The sequence below is a fragment of the Micromonospora sp. NPDC005298 genome, assembly GCF_040607375.1.
In the GTDB taxonomy this organism is placed as follows: Bacteria; Actinomycetota; Actinomycetes; order Mycobacteriales; family Micromonosporaceae; genus Micromonospora.
This window is the reverse complement of sequence record NZ_JBEXGP010000037.1, coordinates 25,878-37,805: the sequence shown is the minus strand read 5'-3', so window position 1 is coordinate 37,805 and position 11,928 is coordinate 25,878. Positions and strand designations below refer to the sequence as shown.

The window sequence follows — 11,928 nt, the reverse complement described above, 5'->3', positions numbered from 1 at the left end:
GGCGACCAGGCCGAGGTCAGCCGCGGCGCCACCGGCTGGGGTGTGCGCTCGCTGCTGCGCTGGCTGGCAAGCGTCGACTGACCGTCAGCAACCCGGCGCGGACCCGGCGCCATGCCGACCCGGCGCCGACCCACCGTGGGGGCGGGGCGGCACCGGGACGGGGTCGGTCACCGCCGGGCGACCGGGTCCGGTGCCGAGGCGGTGGCCGTCGCGCGGGCCGCAGCCCGCACCAGGGCCGGGCCCCGGTAGATGAAGCCGGTGTAGAGCTGCACCAGGGCCGCCCCGGCGTCAAACATCCGCGCCGCGTCGTCCGGGTCCAGCACTCCCCCGACCCCGATGATCGGCAGCCGACCGCCGGTCTCGTGGTGCACGAAGGCGACCACGTCCCGGGCCCGCGTGGTCAGCGGCCGACCGGAGAGGCCGCCGGCCTCGGCGCCACGACTGGCGTCCACACTGGCGAGACCGGTACGGGACAGGGTGGTGTTGGTGGCGATCACCCCGGCCGCGCCCCGGGCCAGGCAGACCTCCAACAGTTCGGCGATCGCCGCCTCGGTCAGGTCCGGTGCGATCTTGACCAGCACCGGCTTCTCCCCCACCAGAGCGGCGAGCAGCGCGTCCAGGTGCGCGCGGTCCTGCAAGGAGCGCAGGCCCGGAGTGTTCGGCGAGGAGACATTCACCGCGAAGTAGTCGCCGTGCCCGCGCAGCGCCCGGTACGAGGCCAGGTAGTCCTCGACCGCCTCGTCCAGCGGAGTCACCTTCGACTTGCCCACCGAGATGCCCAGCGGCACCCCGAGCGGGCGCGGCAGCGCCGCCAGCCGGGCGGCCAGCGCCTCGGCCCCGGCGTTGTTGAAGCCCATCCGGTTGACCACCGCCTCGCTGGCCGGCAGCCGGAACAGCCGGGGCCGGGGATTGCCCGGCTGGGCGTGCGCGGTGACCGTACCGACCTCGACGAAACCGAACCCGAGGGCCGGCCACGCCGGCAGCGCCGCGCCGTCCTTGTCCATGCCGGCGGCCAGCCCCACCGGGTTGGGGAACCGCACGCCGAACACCGTGCGCGGCGCCCGGACCGCGTAGCGGGCCCGCAGGGCCGCCAACGCCGCCGGACGTCGGGACAGCGCGGCGAGCCGCCGCAACGTCCACTCGTGCGCCGCCTCGGCGTCCCCACCCCCGAGCCGGAACAGCTGGGGCCGCACCACCCGCTCGAACAGGGTCACTGGGCCGCCCGCAGGGTGGCGTGCAGATCCTGCAACGGGCGGACCTGCATGTCACCGCGAATGCGCGCCTCGATGCCCATCACGGCCGCGGCCGCGCCGGGAACCGTGGTGATGCACGGGATGTCCGCGGTGACGGCGGCGCTGCGGATCTCGTACCCGTCGGAGCGGGCACTGGCACCCGAACCCTGCGGCGTGTTGATCACCAGCGCTACGTCGCCACGGAGGATCAGCGACACCGCGTCATCGCCCTCGCCGGCCTGGTAGTGCTTGCGGATCTGCTCGCAGGCGATGCCGTGCCGCCGCAGCACCTCGGCCGTGCCGGTGGTCGCCACGATCTCGAAGCCCAGATCGGCCAGCCGCTTGATCGGGAAGATCATGCCGCGCTTGTCCCGGTTGGCCACCGAGACGAAGATCTTCCCGGCGGTCGGCAGCGACCCGTAGGCGGCCGACTGGCTCTTGGCGAAGGCGTGCCCGAAGTTGGTGTCGATGCCCATCACCTCGCCCGTCGACTTCATCTCCGGCCCGAGCAGCGAGTCGATCCCCTTGCCTGCGCGCGTCCGGAAACGCTTGAACGGCAGCACCGCCTCCTTCACCGCGATCGGCGCGTCGGCGGGCATGGTGCCACCGTCCCCGGTCGCGGGCAGCAGGCCCTCGGCGCGCAGCTCGGCGATGCTCGCGCCGAGCGCGATCCGGGCCGCCGCCTTGGCCAGCGGCACCGCCGTGGCCTTGGAGACGAACGGCACGGTCCGCGACGCGCGCGGGTTGGCCTCCAGGACGTAGAGCACGTCGTCCTTGAGCGCGTACTGCACGTTGAGCAGGCCACGGACGCCGACGCCCCGCGCGATGGCCTCGGTGTAGCGGCGCACCTCGGCCAGGTGCGAGCCGGCGAGGGTGATCGGCGGCAACGCGCAGGACGAGTCGCCGGAGTGGATGCCGGCCTCCTCGATGTGCTCCATCACGCCGCCGACGTAGACCTCGCCGTCGGCGTCGCAGAGCGCGTCCACGTCGATCTCGATGGCGTCGTCGAGGAACCGGTCCACCAGCACCGGGTGGTCCGGGGAGATGTCGGTGGCCCGGCCGATGTAGTCGCGCAGCGTCGGGTCGTCGTAGACGATCTCCATGCCGCGCCCGCCCAGCACGTACGACGGCCGCACCAGCACCGGGTAGCCGATCTCGTCGGCGATCGCCTTGGCCTCGTCGTAGGACGTGGCCATGCCGTGCGCCGGGGCGCGCAGCCCGGCCCGGGCGAGCACCGCGCCGAACGCGCCCCGCTCCTCGGCGAGGTGGATCGACTCCGGGGAGGTGCCGACCACCGGTACGCCGGCGTTCTTGAGCCGCTGCGCCAGGCCCAGCGGGGTCTGCCCGCCGAGCTGCACGACCACCCCGACCACACCCGGCCCGCCGGCCGCCCGGCCGGACGAGTCCTCCGCGTGCCAGGCCTCCAGCACGTCCTCGAAGGTCAGCGGCTCGAAGTAGAGCCGGTCGGCGGTGTCGTAGTCGGTGGAGACCGTCTCCGGGTTGCAGTTGATCATGACGGTCTCGTAGCCGGCCGCCCGCAGCGCCTGCACGGCGTGCACGCAGGAGTAGTCGAACTCGATGCCCTGGCCAATCCGGTTCGGGCCGGAGCCCAGGATCAGCACCTTCGGCCGGTCCGACGGCACGACCTCGGTCTCGGAGTCGTACGTCGAGTAGTGGTAGGGCGTGGCCGCCTCGAACTCGGCCGCGCAGGTGTCCACCGTCTTGTAGACCGGACGCACGTCGAGGCGGTGTCGCAGGGTGCGTACGCCGTCCTCGGCGGCCAGTTCCGGGCGCAGCGCGGCGAGCTGCCGGTCGGACAGGCCGGCCCGCTTGGCCCGGCGCAGCAGCTCGGCGTCGAGCACCGGGGCGTCCACGATCTCGGTGCGCAGCTCGATCAACGAGACGATCTGGTCCAGGAACCACGGGTCGATCCCGCCGGACGCCTCGGCGACCTCGGCGATCGACGCGCCGAGGCGCAGCGCCCGCTCGACGGTGTACAGCCGGCCGTCGTGCGGTACGCGCAGCGCGGCGAGGGTGTCCGCCAGGGTGACACCCTCCGGATCCGGCGTGGTCCAGAAACCGGCCGACTTCGTCTCCATCGAGCGCATCGCCTTGTTCAGCGCCTCGGTGAAGTTACGCCCGAGGCTCATGGCCTCGCCCACCGACTTCATCGTGGTGGTCAGCTCGGGGTCCGCGCCGGGGAACTTCTCGAACGCGAACCGGGGGATCTTCACGACCACGTAGTCGAGGACCGGCTCGAACGCCGCCGGGGTCTTCAACGTGATGTCGTTGGGGATCTCGTCGAGGGTGTAGCCGATGGCCAGCTTCGCGGCGATCTTCGCGATCGGGAAGCCGGTGGCCTTGGAGGCCAGCGCCGAGGAGCGCGACACCCGGGGGTTCATCTCGATCACGACGATCCGGCCGTCGACCGGGTTGACCGCGAACTGGATGTTGCAGCCGCCGGTGTCCACCCCGACCTCGCGCAGCACGGCGATGCCCAGGTCCCGCAGGCGCTGGTACTCCCGGTCGGTGAGCGTCATGGCGGGGGCCACGGTGACGCTGTCGCCGGTGTGCACGCCCATCGGGTCGACGTTCTCGATCGAGCAGACCACCACGACGTTGTCGTGCCGGTCGCGCATCAGTTCGAGCTCGTACTCCTTCCAGCCGAGCACGCTCTCCTCGATGAGGACCTCGTGCACCGGGCTGGCGGACAGCCCGTCACCGGCGATGCGGGCCAGGTCCTCCGGGGTGTGCGCCATGCCCGAGCCCAGGCCACCCATGGTGAACGACGGCCGGATCACCACCGGCAGGCCCAGCTCGGCGACTGTCGCCTCGACCTCGTCCATGGAGTGGCAGACCCGGGAGCGGGGCACCAGCGCGGCCGGGTCGTCGACACCCAGGCGTACGCCGGCCTTCGCGACGATCTCCTTGAACAGCTGGCGGTCCTCGCCCCGGTTGATGGCGTCGATGTTCGCGCCGATCAGCTCGACACCGTACTTCTCCAGGACGCCGCCCTCGTGCAGGGCCACGGCCGTGTTCAGCGCGGTCTGCCCGCCGAGGGTCGCGAGGATCGCGTCCGGGCGTTCCTTGGCGATGACCAGCTCCACGAACTCCGGGGTGATCGGCTCGACGTAGGTGGCGTCGGCGAACTCCGGGTCCGTCATGATCGTGGCCGGGTTGGAGTTGACCAGGCTGACCCGGATCCCCTCACTGCGCAGCACCCGGCAAGCCTGGGTGCCGGAGTAGTCGAACTCGCAGGCCTGCCCGATGACGATCGGCCCGGAGCCGATCACGAGGATGTGCTTGAGATCGGTCCGCTTAGGCATTGCTGCGCCCCCTGCTGTGGGTCCGGCCTTCGATCAAGTCGGCGAAGCGGTCGAAGAGGTAGTCCGCGTCGTGCGGGCCGGCCGCCGCCTCCGGGTGGTACTGGACGGTGAAGGCGGGCACGTCGATCGCCCGCAGCCCCTCGACCACGTTGTCATTGAGGCAGACGTGGGACACCTCGACGCCACCGAACTCGGTGTCGATCACCTGGTCGGGGACGACGGCGCCGACGCCCGAGCCGGGCACCTGTACCGCGAAGCCGTGGTTGTGGCTGGTCACCTCGACCTTGCCGGTGGCCCGGTCGAGCACCGGCTGGTTGATGCCCCGGTGGCCGTAGCCCAGCTTGTACGTGCCGAAGCCCAGCGCCCGGCCGAGGATCTGGCTGCCGAAGCAGATGCCGAACAGCGGGATCCGCCGGGTCAGCACCTCTCGGGCCAGCGCCACCGGCCCGTCGGCGGTCGCCGGGTCACCGGGGCCGGGCGAGAAGAAGACCGCGTCCGCGCCGGTGGCGAGCAGGTCGTCGATGCTCGATCCGGCGGGCAGGACGTGGGTGGTCACCCCGCGCGCGGCGAGCCGGCGCGGCACGTTGCGCTTGATGCCCAGGTCGAGCGCCGCCACGGTGAACCGGTGCTCGCCGACCGCCTCGACGACGTACGGCCCGGTGGTGGTCACCTCGGCGGAGAGGTCCGCGCCGACCATCTGCGGTGACTGGCGGACCCGGGCCAGCAGGCTCTGCGGGTCGGTGTCCACACTGGAGATGCCCACCCGCATGGCGCCCCGCTCGCGCAGGTGCCGGGTCAGCGCACGGGTGTCCACCCCGCTGATGCCGACGATGCCCTCGGTGGCGAGCCGGTCCTGAAGGGAGCCGGTGGCCCGCCAGTTCGAGCCGATCCGGGCCGGGTCGCGCACGACGTAGCCGGCCACCCAGATCCGGCCGGACTCGTCGTCCTCGCCGTTGACGCCGGTGTTGCCGATGTGCGGTGCGGTCTGCACCACCACCTGGCGGTGGTAGGACGGGTCGGTGAGGGTCTCCTGGTAGCCGGTCATGCCGGTGGTGAAGACCGCCTCGCCGAAGGTCTCACCGACACTGCCGTACGCCTCGCCGGGGAACGTGCGCCCGTCCTCGAGGACGAGGATCGCGGAACGTCTACGGGTCACTTGACTGCCTTTCCGTCCAGGACCGTCGGCTCGCCGCGCAGGAAGGTCGCCACGATGCGACCTGGCAGCGTCATGCGGGCGTACGGGGTGTTGCGACTGCGACTGGCCAGCTCCGCCGGCTCGATGGTGCGGCGGGCGGCCGGGTCGATCAGGGTCAGGTTGGCCGGCACACCGGGTGCCGGGTCGATGCCGTGCCCGGTCAGCCCGGCGATCCGGGCGGGGGTACGCGACATCCGCTCGGCGATCAGATCCCACTCGGGGCCGAGCACGTCCAAGGCGATGGACAGGGCCGTCTCCAGACCGAGCATCCCCGGCCTGGCGTACGCCCACTCGCACTCCTTGTCCTCCACGGCGTGCGGGGCGTGGTCGGTGGCGATGATGTCGATCACGCCGTCGGCGAGCGCGGCCCGCAGCGCGGCGATGTCCGCGGCCGTCCGCAGCGGAGGGTTGACCTTGAAGACGGGGTCGTACGTCTGCGCGCGTTCGTCGGTGAGCAGCAGGTGGTGCGGGGTGACCTCGGCGGTGACGCGTACCCCTCGGGCCTTGGCCTGACGCAGGACCTCGACGCTGCCGGCGGTGGAGACGTGGCAGACGTGCAGTCGGCTGCCCACGTGCTCGGCGAGCAGCACGTCCCGGGCGATGATCGCCTCCTCGGCGACCGCCGGCCAGCCGATCAGCCCGAGTCGGGTGGAGACCTCGCCCTCGTGCATCTGGGCGCCCTCGGTGAGCCGGGGCTCCTCGGCGTGCTGGGCGATGATCCCGTCGAACGCCTTGACGTACTCCAGGGCCCGGCGCATCAGCTTCGGGTCGGCGACGCAGTGCCCGTCGTCGGAGAAGATCCGCACCCGGGCCGCGGAGTCGGCCATCGCGCCCAGCTCGGCCAAGCGCTCACCGGCCAGCCCGACGGTGACCGCGCCGATGGGCTGCACGTCGACCAGTCCGGCTTCGCGGCCGAGCCGCCAGACCTGCTCGACGACGCCTGCGGTGTCGGCGACCGGCGAGGTGTTCGCCATCGCGCAGACGGCCGTGTAGCCACCCAGCGCCGCCGCGCGGGACCCGGACTCGACGGTCTCGGCGTCCTCGCGACCGGGCTCGCGCAGGTGGGTGTGCAGGTCGACGAGGCCGGGCAGGGCGACCAGCCCGGTGCCGTCGACGACTGTGGCGTCCGGTGCGGACAGGTCGGGGCCGACCTCGGCGACGACGCCGTCGCGGATCAGCAGGTCGGTCGGCGCGGCGCCGACGACGCTCACGTTGGCGATCAGGTACGCGGTCACCGGTTGTTCCCTCCGAGCAGCAGGTACAGAACAGCCATCCGCACGGAGACACCGTTGGTGACCTGTTCGACGATTGTGGACCGGGGTGAGTCGGCCACCTCGGGGGTGATCTCCATCCCGCGGTTCATCGGGCCGGGGTGCATGACGATCGCGTGTTCGGGCAGCCGGCGCATGCGCGGGCCGTCCAGGCCGTAGCGGCGGGCGTACTCGCGCGCGGAGGGGAAGTAGGAGTCGTTCATCCGTTCCCGCTGGACGCGCAGCATCATCACCACGTCCACGTTCGGCAGCACCGAGTCGAGGTCGTAGGAGACGTCGGTGCCGGGGGCGAGCGCCGCCGCGATGTCCACCGGGATGAGGGTGGGCGGGCCGACCAGGGTGACCTTGGCGCCGAGGGTGGACAGCAGCAGCACGTTGGAGCGGGCCACCCGGGAGTGCAGCACGTCCCCGACCACCGCGACGGAGAGGCCGGCAAGCCGGCCCAGCCGGGACCGCATCGTGTACGCGTCGAGCAGCGCCTGGGTGGGGTGCTCGTGGGTGCCGTCGCCGGCGTTGACCACCGATCCGTCCACCCAGTTCGCGAGGCGGTGCGGGGCGCCGGAGGCGGGGTGCCGGACGACCACCGCGTCGGCGCCCATGGCCTGCAGGGTCAGCGCGGTGTCCTTCAGGCTCTCGCCCTTGGTGACGCTCGACCCCTTCGCGGAAAAGTTGATCACATCGGCGCTGAGTCGCTTCGCCGCCGCCTCGAAGGAGATCCGGGTACGGGTCGAGTCCTCGTAGAAGAGGTTCACCACCGTCCGGCCGCGCAGCGCGGGCAGCTTCTTGATCTCCCGGCCGGCCACCGTGGCCATCTCGGCGGCGGTGTCCAGGATCTCGGTGGCGGTGTCGGCGTCCAGGTCTCCGCCGGAGAGCAGATGCTTGATCATGAGGTGGTACCCCCGTACAGCTTGACCTCGTCCGTCCCGTCGGTCTCGGCGAGCGTCACCTTCACGCTCTCGGCGAGCGAGGTCGGAATGTTCTTGCCGACGTAGTCGGCGCGGATCGGCAGCTCCCGGTGACCCCGGTCGACCAGGACGGCGAGCTGCACGGACGCCGGGCGGCCCACGTCGTTGAGCGCGTCGAGCGCGGCCCGCACGGTGCGGCCGGAGAAGAGCACGTCGTCGACGAGGATGACCCGCTTGCCGTCGATGCCGCCGGGCGGCAGCTCGGTCGGGCCGATCGCGCGGGTGGCGTGCCGGCGCAGGTCGTCGCGGTAGAGGGTGATGTCGAGCACACCGACCGGAATGGCGACGTCCTCGAAGGTGCTGATCCGGTCGGCGAGCCGCCGAGCGAGGGGGGTTCCCCTGGTGGGAATCCCAAGAAGCACCGTGTTCGCGGCACCCTGGGTCTTCTCCAGGATCTGGTGGGCGATGCGGTCGACCACGCGTTGCACGTCGGCGCTGGCGAGGATCACCTTCACCGAGGGTTGTCGCGGTGGTGACGAGCGGGCAGCCGGTGGGTACGCCACGGCGGACCTCCTTCCCCGCCTCACTGGACGGGTCGTTAAAGGATGTCGGGCACCTCCGGCCGGACCGCAGAGCGCTCCTGAGCCGGGGCTTCACGCCACGTTACCAGTGGTCACCGGGCCGATGGTCGGCGGCCACTGACCACCGGATCAGGTCGACGAAATGGGGATAACTCCCCCGGTGCTCCCCAACGGTAAGGTCACGACCACTTGACCAGGTGTCGCAATCCCCGTACCGTCACGCTCCGTAGCGATCGACGGGAGAACCCCGAGCAGCACTGGGAGTGTCCGAATGCCCTCTGAATACGCCAAGTCTCTGGGCGCCCGCCTGCGCTCCATCCGCCAGCAGCAGGGTCTCTCCCTGCAGGGCGTGGAGGAGAAGTCGAACGGGCGGTGGAAGGCCGTGGTGGTCGGCTCGTACGAGCGCGGCGACCGGGCCGTGACGGTTTCCCGTCTGGCCGAGCCTGGCCGAGTTCTACCGCGTCCCCGTCTCGGAGCTGCTGCCCGACGGCAGTGGTGTCCGTCACGAGCCCACCAGCAAGATCGTCCTGGACCTGGAGCGGCTCTACGACGAGGCCTCCGAGGACCTGGCCTACGTGGCGCGCTACGCCCGCGCGATCCAGCAGCAGCGCGGTGACTACAACGGGCGGGTGCTCTCCATCCGCGCCGACGACCTGCGGGCCCTCGCGATCGTGTACGACGCCTCGCCGTCGGGTCTGATCGAGCGGCTCACCGAGCACGGTGTGCTGGTGGCCGACCCCCGGGCGTTCTTCGCCTCCTGAGCTGTCGTTCCACCGGAAAGGGCCCGTGCCGGACGGCACGGGCCCTTTCTGTGCTGCGGGTGGGTGACCTCAGCGGGTGGCGTACTCGGCGATCCGGCCGAGCACCCCGTTGAGGAAGCGCGGCGAATCGTCGGTCGACATCTGCCGGGCCAGTTCCACGGCCTCGCTGATCGCCACCGCGTCGTCGATCTCGTCGACGTAGAGCAACTCGTACACGGCGATCCGGGCCAGGTTGCGGTCGACGACCGGCATCCGGTCGAGGGTCCACCCCTCGGCGTAGCTGGCGATCAACTCGTCGATCCGGTTGAGGTGCTCGGCGACACCCTCGACCAAGCCCACGGCGTAGCCGAGGTGCTCCGGTCGGGGCTGCTCGATCCGCTGCACGTAGCCGGCCAGCACCTCCACCGGAGGCTTGTCCCGCAGGTCGGCCTCGTAGAGGACATCCAGCGCCCGCTTGCGCGCCTTGCGGCGCGCCGGCATCTGCTGCTTGGAACCCTCGGCCATCAGGCGCGGCCGAGGTAACGGCCGTCGCGGGTGTCGACCTTGATCTTCTCGCCGGTGGTGATGAACAGCGGAACCGGCACGGTGGCGCCGGTCTCCACGGTCGCCGGCTTGGTGCCGCCGGTCGAGCGGTCGCCCTGCAGGCCCGGCTCGGTGTAGGTGACCTCCAGCACGACGCTGGTGGGCAGCTCGATGTAGAGCGGCACACCCTCGTGCTGGGCGACGGTCGCCTCCGCCTCGGGAAGCAGGTAGTTGGCTGCCTCGCCGACGGTGCCACCGGGAACGGTGATCTGGTCGAAGGTCTCCAGATCCATGAAGACGAAGTCCTCGCCGTCGGCGTACAGGTACTGCATCGTGCGCTTGTCCACGGTCGCGGTCTCGACCTTGGTGCCCGCGTTGAAGGTCTTGTCGACCACCTTCCCGGACAACACGTTCTTCAGCGTGGTGCGCACGAACGCACCACCCTTACCGGGCTTGACGTGCTGGAACTCGACGACGGCCCAGAGCTCGCCGTCAAGGTTGAGTACCAGGCCGTTTTTGAGGTCGTTGGTGGAGGCCATTTCCTGCCTTGATCATCAATTGGCGGACAGACCCTGGAAGTCTACTAGCTGCGTCGAATCGGGCCGCCCCCGCTCGGGACGGCCCGTCAACGGGCAGCCAAATGTCGCAGCGCGAGACGATACCCGTCAATACCGAGACCGCAGATCACCCCGGTCGCCACCGCGGAGACCACCGAATGGTGCCGGAACTCCTCGCGGGCGTGGATGTTCGACAGGTGCACCTCGACCAGCGGCCCGCGCAGCATGGCGCAGGCGTCCCGCACCGCGTACGAGTAGTGCGACCAGGCCGCCGGATTGAGCACCACCGCGGCTTCCTCGTCGGCCGCGTCGTGCAGCCAGCCGAGCAGTTCGTGTTCGGCGTCGGTCTGCCGGACCGTCACGTCCAACCCCAGCTCCCGGCCGGTCTCCTCGCAGAGCGCCACGAGATCGGCGTAACTGGTCGAGCCGTACACCGCCGGCTCACGGGTGCCCAGCCGACCCAGGTTCGGCCCGTTCAGCACGTGGACCCTCACGCCGCCACCGCCTCCCGGTAGGCGGCCTCCAGCAGCGCGTCGTCCGGGCCCTCCAGCATCGCCGGTCGGGCCAGCCCGTCCAGCACCACGAACCGCAGCCGGTCACCCCGGGCCTTCTTGTCCACCCGCATCACGGCCAGCAGCCGCTCCCAGGCGTCGGCCGGGTAGCTCACCGGCAGACCGAGCACGGTCAGGGTGCGGCGGTGCCGCTCGGCGGTCGACGCGTCGAGCCGGCCGGCGAGCCGCGCCAACGCGGCGGCGTACACCAGGCCGACGGAGACGGCGTGGCCGTGCCGCCAGCGGTAGCCCTCGTTCTGCTCGATGGCGTGCGCGAGGGTGTGCCCGTAGTTGAGCACCTCCCGCAGGCCCGACTCGCGCAGGTCACCGGCGACCACGTCGGCCTTGACCCGGATCGCCCGCTCGATCAGCTCCCGGATCACCGACCCGCGCGGATCGGTGGCGGCACCCGGGTCACCCTCGACGAGATCCAGGATCACCGGGTCGGCGATGAACCCGCACTTGACCACCTCGGCGAGCCCGGCCGTCAGGTCGACAGCCGGCAGGCTGTCCAGGGTGGCCAGGTCGGCCAGCACACCGACCGGCGGGTGGAACGCGCCGACCAGGTTCTTGCCGGCGGCCGTGTTGATGCCCGTCTTGCCGCCCACGGCCGCGTCCACCATGCCCAGCAGCGAGGTGGCCACCGGCACCCAGCGCACCCCGCGCAGCCAGCAGGCCGCCACGAAGCCGGCCAGGTCGGTCACCGCGCCACCGCCCACGCCGACCACCGCGTCGGTACGGGTGAAGCCGGCCGCCCCGAGGCGGTCCCAGCAGGCGGCGGCCACGTCGATCTGCTTGCCCGACTCGGCGTCCGGCACCTCGATCGGCAGCGGCTCGACGCCGGCCGCGCGCAGCCGCTCGCCGAGCGCGTCAGCCAGGGCCTTGAGCGGGGGCGCGTGCAGAACCGCCGCCCTGCTCGCGCCGGGTAGCAGGCCGGGCAGCGAACCCAGCAGGTCGCGTCCCACAAGCACGTCGTACGGCCGCTCGCCGCCGACCGGAATCCGGATCACCTCGTCCATCGCCGGCA

General features: G+C 71.5%; 10 protein-coding genes and 1 pseudogene. 1 reads left to right on the top strand and 10 read right to left on the bottom strand.

Annotated elements, in window-relative coordinates:
• Window positions 1-167: 167 nt before the first annotated feature.
• From ABZS77_RS29140 to pyrR, 6 genes are read right to left on the bottom strand one after another with little or no spacing between them, the layout of a single operon-like run.
• Window positions 168-1,214, bottom strand: a complete 1,047-nt coding sequence (locus ABZS77_RS29140) for a quinone-dependent dihydroorotate dehydrogenase (protein WP_354829416.1) — start codon at window positions 1,212-1,214, stop codon at window positions 168-170.
• Window positions 1,211-4,558 carry a carbamoyl-phosphate synthase large subunit gene (gene carB, locus ABZS77_RS29135; protein WP_354829414.1) on the bottom strand — a complete coding sequence of 1,116 codons (3,348 nt, stop codon included), beginning with the start codon at window positions 4,556-4,558 and terminating at the stop codon, window positions 1,211-1,213. The genes ABZS77_RS29140 and carB overlap by 4 nt, the downstream gene beginning before the upstream one ends.
• Complete coding sequence (carA, locus tag ABZS77_RS29130; protein WP_354829412.1) at window positions 4,551-5,714, bottom strand: glutamine-hydrolyzing carbamoyl-phosphate synthase small subunit; 1,164 nt, start codon at window positions 5,712-5,714, stop codon at window positions 4,551-4,553. Before carA ends, carB begins: the two co-directional genes overlap by 8 nt.
• On the bottom strand, window positions 5,711-6,988 hold the full coding sequence (locus ABZS77_RS29125; protein ID WP_354829410.1) for a dihydroorotase: 1,278 nt from the start codon (window positions 6,986-6,988) through the stop codon (window positions 5,711-5,713). Before ABZS77_RS29125 ends, carA begins: the two co-directional genes overlap by 4 nt.
• Entirely contained in the window at window positions 6,985-7,911 is a 927-nt protein-coding gene (locus ABZS77_RS29120; RefSeq protein ID WP_278123129.1) for an aspartate carbamoyltransferase catalytic subunit, read from the bottom strand. Before ABZS77_RS29120 ends, ABZS77_RS29125 begins: the two co-directional genes overlap by 4 nt.
• Window positions 7,908-8,492, bottom strand: a complete 585-nt coding sequence (gene pyrR / locus ABZS77_RS29115; protein ID WP_354829407.1) for a bifunctional pyr operon transcriptional regulator/uracil phosphoribosyltransferase PyrR — start codon at window positions 8,490-8,492, stop codon at window positions 7,908-7,910. Before pyrR ends, ABZS77_RS29120 begins: the two co-directional genes overlap by 4 nt.
• Before the next feature lie 289 nt (window positions 8,493-8,781).
• Here pyrR and ABZS77_RS29110 point away from each other — a divergent pair.
• A pseudogene (locus ABZS77_RS29110) lies at window positions 8,782-9,271 on the top strand (transcriptional regulator).
• Between the two features lie 69 nt (window positions 9,272-9,340).
• Here ABZS77_RS29110 and nusB read toward each other — a convergent pair.
• From nusB to aroB, 4 genes are all read right to left on the bottom strand, one after another.
• On the bottom strand, window positions 9,341-9,751 hold the full coding sequence (nusB, locus tag ABZS77_RS29105; protein ID WP_197699491.1) for a transcription antitermination factor NusB: 411 nt from the start codon (window positions 9,749-9,751) through the stop codon (window positions 9,341-9,343).
• A 23-nt stretch (window positions 9,752-9,774) separates the two neighbouring features.
• Window positions 9,775-10,332, bottom strand: coding sequence for an elongation factor P (gene efp / locus ABZS77_RS29100; protein ID WP_007458344.1), 558 nt, complete (start codon window positions 10,330-10,332; stop codon window positions 9,775-9,777).
• 86 nt (window positions 10,333-10,418) lie between these two features.
• Window positions 10,419-10,844 (bottom strand): type II 3-dehydroquinate dehydratase, encoded by a 426-nt coding sequence (aroQ, locus tag ABZS77_RS29095; RefSeq protein WP_354829404.1) that lies wholly within the window; start codon window positions 10,842-10,844, stop codon window positions 10,419-10,421.
• On the bottom strand, window positions 10,841-11,920 hold the full coding sequence (aroB, locus tag ABZS77_RS29090; RefSeq protein WP_354829402.1) for a 3-dehydroquinate synthase: 1,080 nt from the start codon (window positions 11,918-11,920) through the stop codon (window positions 10,841-10,843). Before aroB ends, aroQ begins: the two co-directional genes overlap by 4 nt.
• Window positions 11,921-11,928: the final 8 nt, after the last annotated feature.

Bases quoted from the DNA above. Each gene is read 5' to 3' on its own strand.
- aroB (WP_354829402.1), bottom strand. From the start codon at position 11,920: ATGGACGAGGTGATCCGGATTCCGGTCGGCGGCGAGCGGCCGTACGAC.
- ABZS77_RS29120 (WP_278123129.1), bottom strand. From the start codon at position 7,911: ATGATCAAGCATCTGCTCTCCGGCGGAGACCTGGACGCCGACACCGCC.
- carB (WP_354829414.1), bottom strand. From the start codon at position 4,558: ATGCCTAAGCGGACCGATCTCAAGCACATCCTCGTGATCGGCTCCGGG.
- efp (WP_007458344.1), bottom strand. From the start codon at position 10,332: ATGGCCTCCACCAACGACCTCAAAAACGGCCTGGTACTCAACCTTGAC.
- nusB (WP_197699491.1), bottom strand. From the start codon at position 9,751: ATGCCGGCGCGCCGCAAGGCGCGCAAGCGGGCGCTGGATGTCCTCTAC.